General features: G+C 51.1%; 13 protein-coding genes and 1 pseudogene. 12 read left to right on the top strand and 2 right to left on the bottom strand.

Translation table 11 applies throughout. The features are described 5' to 3' along the window. Positions 1-452 precede the first annotated feature (452 nt). The 11 genes and pseudogenes from QZP87_RS04460 to QZP87_RS04510 all read left to right on the top strand — a co-directional run bounded on the left by QZP87_RS04460 (position 453) and on the right by QZP87_RS04510 (position 13,011). Complete coding sequence (locus QZP87_RS04460) at positions 453-1,211, top strand: MotA/TolQ/ExbB proton channel family protein (protein ID WP_291321717.1); 759 nt, start codon at positions 453-455, stop codon at positions 1,209-1,211. Beyond that, complete coding sequence (locus QZP87_RS04465) at positions 1,198-1,953, top strand: OmpA family protein (protein WP_291321718.1); 756 nt, start codon at positions 1,198-1,200, stop codon at positions 1,951-1,953. Before QZP87_RS04460 ends, QZP87_RS04465 begins: the two co-directional genes overlap by 14 nt. Then, positions 1,954-2,352 (top strand): PilZ domain-containing protein, encoded by a 399-nt coding sequence (locus tag QZP87_RS04470; protein WP_291321719.1) that lies wholly within the window; start codon positions 1,954-1,956, stop codon positions 2,350-2,352. A 1-nt stretch (position 2,353) separates the two neighbouring features. Then, positions 2,354-3,760 (top strand): biotin carboxylase N-terminal domain-containing protein, encoded by a 1,407-nt coding sequence (locus tag QZP87_RS04475; protein WP_291321720.1) that lies wholly within the window; start codon positions 2,354-2,356, stop codon positions 3,758-3,760. Between the two features lie 58 nt (positions 3,761-3,818). Continuing rightward, positions 3,819-6,058 (top strand): annotated as a pseudogene (locus QZP87_RS04480) (carboxyl transferase domain-containing protein). 288 nt (positions 6,059-6,346) lie between these two features. Continuing rightward, positions 6,347-6,997 carry a biotin attachment protein gene (locus QZP87_RS04485; protein WP_291321721.1) on the top strand — a complete coding sequence of 217 codons (651 nt, stop codon included), beginning with the start codon at positions 6,347-6,349 and terminating at the stop codon, positions 6,995-6,997. 204 nt (positions 6,998-7,201) lie between these two features. Beyond that, complete coding sequence (locus QZP87_RS04490) at positions 7,202-7,549, top strand: hypothetical protein (RefSeq protein WP_291321722.1); 348 nt, start codon at positions 7,202-7,204, stop codon at positions 7,547-7,549. Between the two features lie 40 nt (positions 7,550-7,589). Then, complete coding sequence (locus tag QZP87_RS04495) at positions 7,590-8,060, top strand: single-stranded DNA-binding protein (protein WP_291321723.1); 471 nt, start codon at positions 7,590-7,592, stop codon at positions 8,058-8,060. Between the two features lie 184 nt (positions 8,061-8,244). Continuing rightward, on the top strand, positions 8,245-9,654 hold the full coding sequence (locus QZP87_RS04500) for a hypothetical protein (RefSeq protein ID WP_291321724.1): 1,410 nt from the start codon (positions 8,245-8,247) through the stop codon (positions 9,652-9,654). A 10-nt stretch (positions 9,655-9,664) separates the two neighbouring features. Continuing rightward, positions 9,665-11,350 (top strand): hypothetical protein, encoded by a 1,686-nt coding sequence (locus QZP87_RS04505; RefSeq protein WP_291321725.1) that lies wholly within the window; start codon positions 9,665-9,667, stop codon positions 11,348-11,350. Further along, positions 11,347-13,011 carry a DNA repair helicase XPB gene (locus tag QZP87_RS04510; RefSeq protein WP_291321726.1) on the top strand — a complete coding sequence of 555 codons (1,665 nt, stop codon included), beginning with the start codon at positions 11,347-11,349 and terminating at the stop codon, positions 13,009-13,011. Before QZP87_RS04505 ends, QZP87_RS04510 begins: the two co-directional genes overlap by 4 nt. Here QZP87_RS04510 and QZP87_RS04515 read toward each other — a convergent pair. Beyond that, positions 12,998-13,822: a CheR family methyltransferase gene (locus QZP87_RS04515; RefSeq protein ID WP_291321727.1), complete on the bottom strand. Its 825-nt coding sequence runs from the start codon at positions 13,820-13,822 to the stop codon at positions 12,998-13,000. The genes QZP87_RS04510 and QZP87_RS04515 overlap by 14 nt on opposite strands. Positions 13,823-14,124: 302 nt before the next feature. Then, positions 14,125-14,475, bottom strand: coding sequence for a hypothetical protein (locus tag QZP87_RS04520; RefSeq protein WP_291321728.1), 351 nt, complete (start codon positions 14,473-14,475; stop codon positions 14,125-14,127). A gap of 151 nt (positions 14,476-14,626) precedes the next feature. Here QZP87_RS04520 and QZP87_RS04525 point away from each other — a divergent pair. Further along, positions 14,627-14,837, top strand: a 211-nt coding sequence (locus tag QZP87_RS04525) for a hypothetical protein (protein ID WP_291321729.1), incomplete at its 3' end; no start/stop codon positions are given.

Raw genomic sequence — 14,837 nt, forward strand, 5'->3', positions numbered from 1 at the left:
CATCTAACTCTTTGATTTTACTGACTACTGGCCACTGACTACTGCGACTGGAAATAAGACTTATTTCAGTCGCATCTTGTTATATCTGTTCAGCGTTTTCCCTCGCATCGAGAAGTTAGTGACTTACTCCTGAGACCCTGTCATAAAAAACAAGAAAAATTTCGAACAGAGACGGGGTTTCAGCGCCTGGTAATGGGACAGTCCCCGCTAAGATCCAACCAGATAAAAGGCAACCAGTTTTGTGAATTAAAGATTTCAGTAACCAAAAAAATGTTGACGCGGGGACTGTCCCAGTTGGTGGGATAAGAGCACTTCTTTTTCTTTGGTTGCGGGCATAGCCCGCGTTAGTTGTGATTCAGCATTGCATTTTTGAAAAAAATACCTCAGAACCACTTCATAACAGTGCTGCTCATACAAATCTCCCGCACAGCCTGAAATCATAAGGATGCTTTATGGATTTTGCAACTTTTTTCGGCATCGTTATAGGATTTTCACTTATCCTCGGAGCCATTATCATTGGCGGGGCGGGTGATACCTTTATCAATGTGCCCGGGATGATGATAGTTCTTGGGGGTACCCTGGCCGCCACCAGCATCAATTTTCCGGTTACCGACATCAACAAGGCCATTCATGCAGCTTTCTACATCTTTTCCGGGAAAAGCATCACTGCCAACGACGTGGTCAATACAATGGTCCGCATAGCAGAGATCAGCCGCAGGGACGGACTGCTGGCCCTGGAGAATGTCAGGACCGAAAACTCCACCCTGAAAAAGGCCTGTCAGCTCATAGCCGACAATTCAGACCCGGTCATGATTTCCCAGACCCTGCGCATCGAAATCGTGGCCCTGCGCAACCGGCATGCAGTTGTCCAGGATGTATTCAAAAAAATGGGCACCTACGCCCCCAGCTTCGGCATGATCGGAACCCTCATCGGCCTGGTCCAGATGCTGACCATGCTGGATGATCCTGCGTCCATTGGACCGGCCATGGCAGTAGCCATCCTGACCACGTTTTATGGTGCCATCCTGGCGACCTTGCTCTTTTTGCCCATAGCAGGCAAACTAAAGAGCAGGACGCAGCAGGAAAACCTGCATCTGGAAATAATTTTCCAGGGAGCTCAATCCATCCTGGAAAACAACAACCCCAGGGTGGTTTACGAGAAGCTCTCATCTTTCGTGCCGCCGGCGGAGAGAAAACATGAGCGAAGATAAATACAGCCTGTCCACCAGGATCGCCGATATGGATCCGGATAAAGAGGATGACGACACCAGAAGCTGGATAACCATCTTTGCGGATATCGCACTTTTGCTCCTGGTTTTTTTCGTACTCCTGTTTTCATTTTCCACCCTTAGCGACGAAAAATTCCGGGAAACCATTCTGTCCGTCAGGAGCTCCCTGGGTCAGAAAGATACCGAAGACTGGGGCATCCGGGTAAGAACAGATACTTCCGGAGTGCTTATGGACATGGCAACCCAGTTCCGCCAGCTCCGCGAGGCTCAGCAGCAGGCATTTGCCGACATCCAGTATTACCAGAATGAAAAAGGCATTGAAGGCATAGTCGGGGCCAGGCTGGATCAGGGCAAGATCACCCTGACCCTGCCCTCGGAGGTGCTTTTTGACCTGGGGGAGGTGGACCTGAAACCTCAGGGGAAAAAAGTGTTGCAGGATATGAAAGATATATTCAATCGCCATCCAGAACAACGAATCAACATAGAAGGGCATACCGACAATATCCCTCCCAGGCAGGGAGGAAGATTTGAGGACAACTGGGAAATATCCTCCCTGCGGGCCCTGAACGCCCTGCGTTTTCTCATGCAGGAAGGTATTGACCCGGGGCGCATGACTGCTACCGGTTATGCCGATCTGCAGCCCCTGTATCCCAATACCACCGAGGGCAACCGGGCCAGAAACAGGCGGGTGGAGTTTGTCCTGGAAAGACATATCGGAGGGTGAGTGTCTGATCTTTTTGGTGAATTTACCTTTGATTACGAAACCAACACCAGGCGCAAAGCCTACCGGGTTGCCATTCCAGGCCTTTTTGTACACATCAAAGGCAGGCACCAGGCTTTTCCTGTCCAGGACATCAGTGCCTCGGGAGTTGCATTAAAAATTGAGACCGGTCAGGAACTGGAGGTGGAGACCGGCCAGGAACTGGAACTGGAACTTCTGATCAGAGACAAAACCTTTTTAGAAGATCTCAAGGCCCGGGTGATCAGGCACAAGGACTCCATGCTGGCCTGTGAATTTCATAATCTTGATCTGCACCAGGAAGCCAGACTTGACAAGCTGGTGCTGGAAATACAGAAAAAATGGATACTCGCCGAAAAGAAAAAAAGGGTCGAAGAAAATTAAGATGAAAAAACATAAAGTACTTATCGCCAACCGAGGAGAGATAGCCATTCGTATCCTCAGGGCCTGCCAGGATCTGGGTCAAGATTTTGTATGCGTGTACACCAGGGAGGACGCCCAGTCGGAACACTGTACTGAAGCCTTGAAACACGGTGGAGAAGACTCCCTGTATCGCATCAGCTCTTACCAGGATCCCAACGAGATCTTCGCTGTGGCTGACCATAGTCAGGCCACGGCGGTTCACCCGGGATACGGTTTTTTTGCCGAAGACTTCCGCTTTGCCCGCCGGGTGGTCCAGAGAAGCAGGAAGCTGGAATTTATCGGGCCTTCCTGGAAAATAATCCAGGACCTGGGAGATAAGATCAACACCAAGAGGCTGGCCAGACAACTGAATGTACCCACCATACCCGGTTCTGACCGCCCCATATTCGATGACCTGGAGGCCGAGGAAGTCGCCCGCTCACTCTTCAATTTCCAGATCGAACAGGGCATTGAACAGCCTGTCATCCTGGTCAAGGCCTCTGCCGGGGGCGGCGGCATGGGCATCGAGGAGGTAAATGACCCGGACCGCTTCCGCAATGTGCTTAGAAAGGTTAAGAACTATGCAAGACGCCAGTTCCGGGACGAGGGAGTCCTGATAGAACAGAGGATCTTTGACTTCAACCACCTGGAGGTACAGATACTTGCAGACAGCCACGGCAATGTGGTTCATTTCGGGACCCGCAACTGCACAGTACAGAGCACCGGACGGCAGAAGAGAATTGAAGTCGCTCCGGGCTTTGATCCCAGTGCGGTCAGTTATGCTTTTGACGCCGGAAAGGTCCTTAATGACGTAATCGAGTACTCTGTGCATATGGCCCAGAATGTGGGTTACAACAGCATAGGCACCTGGGAATGGATAGTCAGTCCCACTGGTAAGCCTTTTCTCATGGAGGTCAACACGCGCATTCAGGTGGAAAACGGAGTTTCCGCCATTATCGCCAGGATTGAGGACATGGAGGTGGACCTGATACGGGAGCAGATCCGTATCGGCCTGGGTGAGAAGATGGATTTTGATCAAGGCAGCATTAAGTTTGAAGGGGTAGGCATAGAATACCGTATCCTGGCTGAAGATCCCGGCAATGCATTCACGCCATGGGTCGGCAGGATAGAGAAGTTTTCATGGCCGGAACATCCCTGGCTCAGGATGCACACGCACATTCCCCGGGATCGGGTCTATGACATTCCCACCGAGTTCGACCCAAACCTGGCCCTGGGAATTGTCTGGGGCAAAAATCTCAAAGAAGCTCAAAAACGCGGACTTACCTTTCTGAACCAGTTAACCCTGCAAGGCAGAAACAACATGGGTGAGAATCTCAAGTCCAATATCAGTTATCTCAAAGAAAAAACAGACAGTCTGCTTGTATTTTAAACAAGAACAACACTGACCAAGCTTTACCTTTAATCTTTAACTCCCAAGTACACCAGATATGACCGAAATACAGAAACAGATCCAGGACTTAAGAGAACGTCTACAATATATTGAAGACATTTTCGGCAACCGGGAAAATGCAAATATCTCCCTTTTGCGCTCAAAGCTGCAAGATCTCAGCCAGTCTCTGCCATCCCTTGGACCGGGACAGGTAAACGCCAGACCGCCTCCTTAAGCGAGCTTTTCAGCTTCCTGGAAAACAAGCTGGAAAGAGAACTTACCCCTATGGACAAGGTGCGCATAGTCCGACATCCCCAAAGGGTCTGCCTCAAGGACATCCTTGAAAACGTCTACGACAACTACACCGAGATCGGGGGGCAGGGGGAATACAGCATAGATCCCTCCATGATCATCGCCAGGGCGTACATCACCAGAAACGTGGGAAAAAAGACCTACAAGCAGCCGGTAATGGTCATCGGCCAGGAAAAGGGGCACGGCGAGGAGTTTAGAAACGGGGGATCGGTAAAACCCTGGGGCAACGCCAAGGCCCTGGAGTATATGAAAGTCGCAGAGACGGAAAACATTCCCATTCATTCCTACATCTTCACTCCAGGGTCATACCCTGTGGAGGATTATCCCGGAGCTGCCCAGCAGATAGCCAGAAATATATATGCCATGGCCGGCATCAAGGTGCCTGTGGTGGCTGTCATTTCAGAAGGCGGCTCCGGTGGCGCAGAAGCCATCGGCCTGGCTGATACCAGGATAATGCTCTCCCATGGCTACTATTCCGTCATATCACCGGAGGGAGCCGCTGCCATCGAAGGACGTTCCAGTGCCAGCCGCAAGGCCTCCGGCAAACTCGTGGAGAATTGCGCCAGGCAGCTGAAAATTACTGCCAGGGACAACCTTGAGATGGGCTACGTGGATCGCATTGTACAGGAGCCGCCCCTGGGGGCAAGGCCTGACCATTTTGAGTTTTACCGCAAACTGCGACAGGAAGTCATCCTGGCAACCGACGAAATCATACTCTCCATCCGGGGGGTCAAGCTTTTCCGGGCTATAGCCCTCAGAAAACTCAACAATCCCAAAATCTATGTCAGATGGAGCCTGTCCACCAAGTCCAAGGAACGTCTGGTCTGGAGAAGATACCAGAAGTATAGAGGCCTCAGCCGCTGGGCCTTTGAAGACAGCTCAACAGGGTTTCAAAGGTTTAAAAACTTCGCCCTGGAAACCGGGTGGTCCATTTACTCATTTTTGCGCTACGAATTTTTCGGCCGGCATCAAAGGGCCATCACCCACCTGGCTGAAGATGTGCAGGGGGAGGTGCATGCCCTTATGGACAGGGTCACCCACCGTTTTTCCAGCCTTTTCAAGAAACTTCCGGGGGTCAAAAAAGACAGGGAAGACGTCTGCCAGTTGACCACTCTGTCCACCTGGGAGGCAGGCATGTCCTGGAATGAGCATTGCAGATACGTAAGTCCTCAGGCCAACCAGGATAAGACCCTTACCTGCCCCAACAGCCGGAAATCCAACTGCCTGGATTTATGGGCACCGGATCTGTTCGGTGACTTTGCAGGGGTCTGCAGCCACTGCGGCCACCACTTTCCCATGGAGTACGAGTGGTACCTGTTTAATATTTTTGATTCCCGCTCCATTCGAGAATTCAATGCCCCCATAGAGGCCTCAAATCCTCTGGAGTTCGATGGACTGACCCATAAGCTGGACAAGGCCAAGAAACAGACCGGGCACAAGAGTGCCTGCATGACTTTCGAGGCCAAAATAAAAGGGATACAGGTGGTGGTGGCCATGCTGCTGGCCAGGTTCAGAGGGGGAAGCGTAGGCGCGGCTGAAGGAGAAAAATTCATCAGGGCAGCGGAGCAGGCCAGGCGCAAACACATGCCCTTTCTGGCCTATGTCCACGGCACAGCCGGCATACGCATCCAGGAGGGAACCAACGGTCTTCTGCAGATGCCCCGGTGCACTCTGTCAGTACGCAGATACCTGGAGTCCGGCGGCCTGTACCTGGTGGTCTATGACACTAATTCTTATGCCGGGCCACTGGCCAGTTTCCTGGGGTGTTCCCCGTATCAGTTCGCCATCCGCTCCGCCAACATCGGTTTTGCCGGCCCCGGGGTCATCAGGGAAACCACCGGTCTGGACATCCCTCCAAACTACCACAAGTCCTTTCAGGCTCTGTCCAGAGGGCACATCCAGGGAATCTGGGACCGCCGGGAAATCAGAAACAACCTGCATCACGCCCTCATGACCATGGGCGGAGAATTTTTGTATTACCGCTAACACTACAGCGAAACTAATATAATACTGTATGGTATTTCAATGGGGGACAGGCACTTTTGCCGGTTGAATATTGTAGATTGATCAAAAATATTGGCGGCAAAGGCCACCGGAGACAGGCACTTTTGTCGACCTCAAACCGTAAAACGGCCGGACTATCCGGCGGCAAAAGAGCCAGTCCCCTTCCAGCTTAAATAAAGTATCACTATAGTAGTGATTATCCGTATCAATCTTCTTTGAGTTGCGGATAAATGCCGAGTTCGATATCATTTTGCTTGCAAGGAGCTGTCATTGATCGACACCATATCCATTTTAAATGAAATAAAGCAGGCCCCGTACAAGGAAATCACCATCAGTGCGCCGCATTCCGGGCGAATTGAGTTCGCTGTGGACCAGATCGGAACCAGGGTTAAAGGTGCCTCGGGGACCTGGTTTGAGCGCCCCGGCACTTTGCTGGCCAGGCTGGTGCGCGAGGGTAATCCCAAGCCTGTTTATGCCCCGGAAAATGGTGAGGTGGTAAAATTTCACGACGTAAACGACCGGGAATTCGTCCAGGCCGGAACCCCTTTGATGACCATCCGGCATTTCCTTACCAAACAGGAGGTAATGGACATAATTCTTAAAAAGGCCCTGCACCTTTTCAATGCCCCTGAAAAGGGCCGCTATTATTTTGTTGCCGAAATCGATGCCAAGATTAAGTCCCAGGGGCTTCGTTCGGTGAGTGTCAAGGAAGGCGATGAAGTATTGATACTGTCCAGGATGAAGCGTGAAACCACCATCCCCTACCATGGACCACAAGGCATAATATATACCTCGTATTTCAACTCCAACGAAAGCGTGGAAATGGGAGCCCCCCTTTTCGGGGTCTGCCCCGAGGATCAGGTTAAGGATATCAAGGCAGTGATTGACAAAATCCAGAGTGGATGGGAAGAACAGGAGTAGGCAAACCTGCCTGTCTGCATTAACAGTTGCTTAACACTACAGCGACACTTTATCTGAATTCGAAGGGGACTGGCTCTCCCCGCACTTATTTTGAAAATGCCGTCAAACATCCTTCAGAAAAATAAGTGCGGGGGTGCCTGTCCCCGGTGGCCGAGGCGATATTTTACACAAAGTGTCGCTGTAGTGTTAATTGGAGTACACATAATGGGTGAGATAATCCAAATCAGGGTCATGGCTCAGACCCATGATCCGGAGGAAGCCAAAAAACGCTGGGGAGACCTTGCAGCTGCAGCTTTTGACATGGATAACCTCCAGGTTAAGGCTGGCAAGGATTTTCATATTAAACTGGTGGATGCACTGGTTGACCGCAAAAAACTGGGGTTGCTCCCCCCTAAACTGCAGGCCGCAATTGAAAAAGATCTGCACCAGGCCTTGGAACTGCGAAACAGGCTGGTAAAGAGCCTTGGTGACTGGGATCCCAGGGCTGCAGACAAATCAGCCTACGAACTGGAAGATATCCTGGACCGGATGCAGCAAAGCATAGTTCGCTGAAAAAGATCATGCACCGGGCCGGGGATTACAAGGAGGAAATATGGCAGGATCGATGAATAAAGCTATCATAGTCGGCCGGCTGGGTCAGGATCCCAAGCTTGCCTATACAGCCAGCGGGCTGCCGGTGGTCAACCTGAGTGTGGCCACTGACGAGTCCTACACCGACCGGGACGGCAACAAGGTGGACAAGGCCGAGTGGCACCGGGTGGTGGTCTTCAACAAGCCGGCCGAATTCTGTGCCAATTACCTGGGCAAAGGCAGCCTTGTACTGGTGGAAGGCAGGCTGCAGACCAGAAAATGGCAGGACCAGCAGGGACAGGACCGATATACGACCGAGATTGTGGCCATGCGGGTCCAGGGACTGGATTCAAGGGGACAGTCCCAGTCCTCGGGCACCTACGTCCAGGCTCCGGAACAGGGCAAGGGACAGACCCAGACCAGGGAAAGCCAGGAAAGTATGGGCCCGGCCTTCCCCTCAGAGGCCGGAGGCATGGACGAAGCCCCGTTTTAAAAGACCCCGGACCCCGGGACCAGGAATACAATAATAGATTCGCTTCGCCCTGGGGCTGACCCACGCACACGTAAACGTTCAGGGGCCCCGGTAGCGACTAATGGCACAAGGTCTGGGGACTGTCCCCGGCCGGCATCTGCCCTCTGAATGGTTACGTTGAAATGAACATACAGGATACAGCTTCATGCAACAGAACGACATACTCAGACAGATGTGCCATAAAGAGCTTGCAAAAGCGGATATGACCGCCATCTGCAAAAATCGGGGCTTTTCATCCAGGATAGCTTCTTCAGTCAATCTCCTTGAAGGGAGCTTTCTCTCATCTACCGGCGTTCAAGAGGTCATGGACAGCCTGACCCGTGACGAAGTGGTGCTGTTGCATTATTTGAAATATTTATCCAGACCGGTCGATGTTTCGGCCTTCAGTACCATCTATGGCCAGGAACAACCCAGGTACTATAATTCCACATTTAATCAGCGCTTCAAGGATGTATTCAATGAGGTCAAAAAGAGATTAATCCGCAAGGGGATTCTGCTTTTTGCCGAAAATAAAATCATGACACATCTGAGCACCAGACTTGAGAGGACGCTTTTTGACTTCCCAAATGAATTTCACTCCTGCCTGCCCTCCATTTTCAATTCAGGCATTCATAGTCCGTTACCAGGTGAAAACAGTACCGCAGATTTAAAACAGAAGCTCATAAATGATCTCAAAGAAGCTGGTGGAGAAGGCGACCCTGGAGGAGCAGGGCTATTGTTTTCAATTCAGCACGGTGAACTGCTCTTTGTAAACAGACCCTTCAGCATGAATGAAATCAGAAAATGGCAGAGGGACGGCTGGCAAAAAGCGCTGACAAAGAATAAAGGTGGTTTTTTCTCATATTCACCCGTCATTTCCGTCATGGAAACCGTCACCTATGCCTTGTCCTTTCTGGATGAGCATGAATGGATTGAACCGGGGCAGCTTGAGCCCATCCTGAAAGTGTTCTGCGGCAATAATCCCCGGAATAATCCCCTGGAAATATGCGAGCAGGGCTGGCAGCACGGCTGTCTGAACAGGACTGTTGTTGACGGTCGGGCTGTTTACCGCTCTGCAGGGCCTGAAAGTGAACCAGGCGAAAGGCCTGCTCCGGATAAGTACCTGCAACTGGACGCCCGCAACCAGGTAATGGTTGATCCGGCTGGAATGACCCTGGAGGACCTGGAAATTCTGGCAAAAATCTCCAGTTTTGAAAATGAGGACAGCAGGCTCAAGGCGATGCCCAATATTATCAGAATGGGCCGTGAGATGGACAGGTTGCAAGGTGATCAGTTATTTGACTGGCTTACCAGTAATATTATTACATACAAAAAGGTTGCGGCAACAGTCAGAAAACGCATGGGAAAGCTTATTGTTCACAAAGGCATCATGGTGGCCAGGGTGCGCGATGTCACTCTCCGGGTGGCCATTAAGCAGGCTTTCGATGATTCTTCTCTTGTGTTTCTCGATGATGAACACATTGCCTTTGCAGAGGACCTGGCAGTGGCTGTAGCCCATGTGGTGCAAAAGTCCGGGCACGTGGTAAAGATGGTTAAAACCCGACAGCAGTCTTAACGGTTGAAATATGCAGTTGCAAACAATGGATGTCGGCAACCTGGAAGTGGTAACAAATCCCTATGACCTGCGCAGGGACCTGCATACTTTCATGGATTACATGATTTCCAGGCAGGTCAAGCGCACAGTCAGGGGCAATCAATTACCCAAGGCGGATGCCAAGAGGCTTGCAAGGCTGATGAGTATGTCCCAGGTCAGCCAGGCAGTAGAACAGTACGGCTATAGCCCCTGGCTGAACAAGCTGGATGACATTGCTCTGAACATGGGCTGGACTTCCTATGACACTGAAGGGGAATACATCGGTTATACCAGCCAGGAGCCTTCGTTTACAGATAATTATATCAAAGTGAACCAGACAAAATATTATGATTATTGTGAGTCGTTTCTCCAAAAACAGGAAGACAGTCTGCTGCAAAAGCTGATTAACAGCTATTCTGCCTGTAATAACGAATTTTTTACCCCAGGACTGCTGGGTCGCCTTCAACCTTTTGGCAAGCAGGGATGCAGGACAGGGGTGCTGCCGGGCATAAACTTCGCTGAAATCAGAAGGTTTCTTATGCATCTGCTTGGACAGTGTCCAGGCGATGTGTGGTACAGCGTGGATTCCTTTGTCAGGTTTTTAGAGGCACAGCATCCTTTTTTTCTCATCCCCCGGCATCCAAAATTTGCATATCATGGAAATAATAATCAGGATCGCTATATCAATTTCCATGAAAGAAAGATCGACGATTCCAGTCACATGACCATCTCCAGCAAAGACACAGACGGTTTTAAACGGGTCGAAGGCAGGTATGTGGAGCGTTTTCTGGAGGGTCTGCCTTTGATGCTGGGCTATGTCGAACTGGCTTATGCTGAACCCAGGCCGGATATTTATCCCGGGCTGGACCAGATCAGGGCCTTTAAGCTCAATGACTTGTTCCTGAGGGTCCAGCACAAGGCTTTGCCTGATCCTTGCGTTACAGTGGAACCCAACTTTGAAATCCAGGTTGAATCTCAGATTTACCCGGTGAAAACTCTCAGAAAGCTTGCCCCCCTGACAGACTGCAAACGGATGGGAACAGTAACCACTCTGAAACTGAACCGCAAAAAAGTTGCCGCTGCCCTGGCAGAGGATGACAGCCTGGATATCAAGGCCATGCTTAAGACCCTTTCCGGCAATGAACCGCCTCAAAATGTCGGCATTGAACTGGATGAATGGGCGGGCCAGGCTGACGCCTTTATCCTGTATTCAGGTTTTGGCTTGCTGGAGTGGGACACTAAGGTCCCGGAAAAGGACAGACACGTGGTTGAGAGTATAGACAAAGGCATTGACCTGGTGAATAATCCGGATGAGCTTTTCCAGGACCTGGAGCAGGCCGAACATGTCCCGCTGCTTGTATCCCATGGTAAGGGCCGGTTGCGCCCCATGCCGGATACGGCCTGTACAAGGTTTCCCGGCAAGAGAGTCGCAAAAAGTCCGGCAGCAAAGAAAGAAAGCGTGGTTTTAAAACGCAGCACTGAAATCACCCTGTTTTTTCCAGATAAGCAGAGCTATGAAATATTTCGTAAGGAAATGCTCAAGGCCGGGTGTGTTTTCCATCCAGACACCAATTCCCTGGGCATCAGGTACCTGAGGTGCGATCAGAAAGACGTTGATGCAGCTTTGAACAGCCTGAAAAAGCATTACCGGGTTAAAATCCAGGATCTTGAAAAATGAGCGGTCAGGGCCCATTGATAATCCAGAGTGACCACACCATCCTCCTGGAAGTGGCACACCCCTCATACAGGGAATGCAGGGATTTTCTTTCCCGGTTTGCAGAACTGGTGAAGTCCCCGGAGTTCATGCATACTTATCGACTGACCCCTTTGTCCATCTGGAACGCGATGGCCCTGAGTATGACCAGTGACGAAATCATTCAGGGCCTTGAAGTGTATTCAAAATACCCGATTCCCGGCAATGTCACGGCTGCAGTGAGTGAATGGGCCGGTATTTACGGTCAGCTGGTCCTGGAAAAGAAATCTGATGAGGCTCTTTACCTTGGCATCAAAGACGAATTAATATTTAAACGGCTCCTGGAAAACCAGGACCTGCAGCCTTTCTGGTCTGAAATATCAGGGCAGGGCTTTGTGATTACTCCTGATTTGCGTGGAGAACTCAAACACAAACTCATTAAGTTCGGCTATCCGGTACAGGATCTCTGTGGATACATACCCGGGGAACCATTGGAGGTAAAGCTGCAGGCTGCGGGGTCCGACGGTCGGTCCTTCACCCTGCGTCCCTACCAGCATGAAGCCGTTCAAGCCTTTTATCAATCCGGAAGGGCCGCCGGGGGAAGCGGAATAGTTGTACTGGCCTGTGGTTCAGGCAAGACCATAGTGGGTATGGGGGTTATGGACAAGGTCGGTGCCCAGACCCTCATCATTACCACCAACAATGTTTCCATCCATCAATGGCGTCACGAGTTGTTGACCAGGACCAACCTTCAGGAGGACATGGTAGGCGAATTCAATGCTCATGCCAGGGACATCCGGCCGGTCACCCTGACCACTTATCAAATGCTTACCTACCGGCGCAGCAAAGAAGGCAATTTTGCCAATCTGAGCCTGTTTACCCAGCAAAACTGGGGCCTTATCATTTATGACGAGGTACACCTGCTGCCGGCCCCGGTCTTCAGGGCTACAAGCTCCATTCAGGCCAAGCGCAGGCTTGGCCTGACTGCAACCCTGGTCCGGGAAGACGGCAAAGAAGACGATGTTTTTGCCCTGATCGGTCCAAAAAAGTACGATCTGCCCTGGAAGATGCTGGAAGAGCAGGGATTCATAGCCGAGGCGGAGTGCATAGAGTACCGGCTGCCTCTGCCCCCTGAAGAAGAACTTTCTTACGCTATGGCCGGGAAAAGACAACGATTCCGCATAGCCGCTGAAAACAGCAACAAGCCCAGGCTGGTCAGGGAACTGCTGGAGCATCATGCCGGGGATTCCATTCTCATTATCGGTCAGTATATTTCCCAGGTGGAAAGCATTGCAAAAGAGCTGGATATATCCATCATCACCGGCAAGACCAGGCTGGAAGAGCGCAACAGGCTGTATCAGGAATTCAGGGAAGGCAGCCTCAATATGCTGGTGGTTTCCAAGGTTGCCAACTTTGCAGTGGATCTGCCGGATGCCAATGTCATGCTGCAAATGTCAGGTACATTCGGCTCCAGACAGGAAGAAGCCCAGCGTCTGGGCAGAATACTCAGACCCAAAACAAGACCTTCACTGTTCTATACCCTTGTTTCACACAATACCGATGAGCAGCATTTTGCCGCCAACAGGCAGATGTTCCTGGTGGAGCAGGGGTACAGATACGATATCCGATATTTTAAGCCTGACTGACATTACAGTATATCTTCAAAGTCTGGTGGACAGGAGTTAGCAGGTCTTCTTTCTGAGGGCCAATAGACTCTTTCTGACCCAGAACGAGCAACCCGCCTGGCCTTAGGGACCTTGCAATGCTTTCGGCGAGTTCCCTGCGTCGCCGGCCCTGGAAATATGTAAAGACCAGGTATCTGCAGAATACAATATCCTGTTCCCGGGGCAGATCGTCTTTTAACAGGTCGAATTGCCTGAAATTGACCATGCGCCTGATTTCATCATGCAACCGGTAGCCGTCCTCTTCCGGCTTAAACCACTTTCTCAGCAAATCACCAGGGGCTTCCCGCAGCGTCTTTCGTTGGTACCAGCCTTCTCTGGCCCGATCCAGGCACGACCGGTCAATGTCCAGAGCAGTAATTGAGATGCCGGCCCCGGGAAAGACCGGTTCTATTTCATTTTTCCATAAAAGAGCCATGGAGTAGGGCTCTTCGCCGTTGCAGCATCCAATATGCAGCACCTGTAACGGCCGACTGGCGGAATGTTCAGCAACCATGGCCGGCAGTATATCGGCAACCAGATGGTCCCAGAGTTTTGTCTCCCGGAAAAAACGGCTCACAGTGACTCTGAGCAGGTTGGGCAAAAAGGCTGCTTCCAGCGGATTGGCATCAATGTAGTCAGCATACTCGGAAAAACCTCCAAGTCCCAGCTGGTAAATACGCGAGAGCACATTGCGCCGACTGGCACGCCTGTATTTGCGCCAGTCCAGTCCTCTTGGAGGGCAGGCCCTTTTTAAAAACTCATCAAAAATCATTTCTCTGGAATCCGGTATCATCCACCAGCAAGCATTAACACTACAGCGACGTATCTGTTTAGCGCGTTTAAGGAAAGCATGGGACAGGCAACTCCGGGACCCACTTGAGCATCATTTTGTGCTCAGAATGTCTCATATTCTGGGACAAGTGGATCCCGGAAGAGCCAGTCCCCGTGCCACATCCAAAGCGCTAAACAGATGCACTGCGAAACTTTGTGTAAAGTATCGCCTCGGCCACCGGGGACAGGCACTTTTGCCGCCCTCAAACCGTAAAACGGTCGGACTATCCGGCGGCAAAAGTGCCTGTCCCCTTCCAGCTTAGTCTAAGCCCGGCTTTCCCAGACAAAAGAAAGTTCAGCCCCTGCAGGCTGAGTCTGAGTCACCCTGGTCTCAGCAAAAGTGCCCGCACTTCTTATGGTGGTCCTGGCATCAGGGGTATCCCCGCTTCTGTAGTCTGTGGTTTCATCAATGATAGATCCATCAGCTCCCAGGGTGATCTCAAGGTCAGGGTGAACTTTGGTCAGATCCCGTCTCAAATTGAACTTTTGCATGACCCGGTCCCGGTAAGCACTATCAATGTTTCTATTGTGGCTCAGCGCCAGAGAAACAGCTTCGGTAATGCTCATCTCCAGTGTTCCGGTAAATTGATCCAGGGTATCAAATTCCCGGCTCATGGCCTGTTGCGGAAACCACAAGGACAGTATATGAATTGCTGAGAGGCAGGTTATGAGTGCAGTCCATTTTGTCAGCATTAGCGGATTTTAGTCTACAACAGCACAGAGTTCAATGGTTTAACTTGGCGTTTAGCACAAATTTCAAACAAACATGTTGGTCGTTAAAATCGGTTCCAGGTTTCTTCGTTCCTGGTTACCTCTCGTTCCCAGGTTCAATCATGGGAACGCTTATTTTTTGCGGCACCAGCCTTACCTCTCGTTCCCAGGCTCCAGCCTTACCTCTCGTTCCCAGGCTCCAGCCTTACCTCTCGTTCCCAGGCTCCAGCCTTACCTCTCGTTCCCAGGCTCCAGCCTTACCTCTC

The organism is Desulfonatronospira sp., assembly GCA_003563255.1.
GTDB lineage: Bacteria > Desulfobacterota > Desulfovibrionia > Desulfovibrionales > Desulfonatronovibrionaceae > Desulfonatronospira.

Bases quoted from the DNA above. Each gene is read 5' to 3' on its own strand.
- QZP87_RS04460 (WP_291321717.1), top strand. From the start codon at position 453: ATGGATTTTGCAACTTTTTTCGGCATCGTTATAGGATTTTCACTTATC.
- QZP87_RS04465 (WP_291321718.1), top strand. From the start codon at position 1,198: ATGAGCGAAGATAAATACAGCCTGTCCACCAGGATCGCCGATATGGAT.
- QZP87_RS04475 (WP_291321720.1), top strand. From the start codon at position 2,354: ATGAAAAAACATAAAGTACTTATCGCCAACCGAGGAGAGATAGCCATT.
- QZP87_RS04490 (WP_291321722.1), top strand. From the start codon at position 7,202: ATGGGTGAGATAATCCAAATCAGGGTCATGGCTCAGACCCATGATCCG.
- QZP87_RS04495 (WP_291321723.1), top strand. From the start codon at position 7,590: ATGGCAGGATCGATGAATAAAGCTATCATAGTCGGCCGGCTGGGTCAG.
- QZP87_RS04500 (WP_291321724.1), top strand. From the start codon at position 8,245: ATGCAACAGAACGACATACTCAGACAGATGTGCCATAAAGAGCTTGCA.
- QZP87_RS04505 (WP_291321725.1), top strand. From the start codon at position 9,665: ATGCAGTTGCAAACAATGGATGTCGGCAACCTGGAAGTGGTAACAAAT.
- QZP87_RS04510 (WP_291321726.1), top strand. From the start codon at position 11,347: ATGAGCGGTCAGGGCCCATTGATAATCCAGAGTGACCACACCATCCTC.
- QZP87_RS04515 (WP_291321727.1), bottom strand. From the start codon at position 13,822: ATGATACCGGATTCCAGAGAAATGATTTTTGATGAGTTTTTAAAAAGG.
- QZP87_RS04520 (WP_291321728.1), bottom strand. From the start codon at position 14,475: ATGAGCCGGGAATTTGATACCCTGGATCAATTTACCGGAACACTGGAG.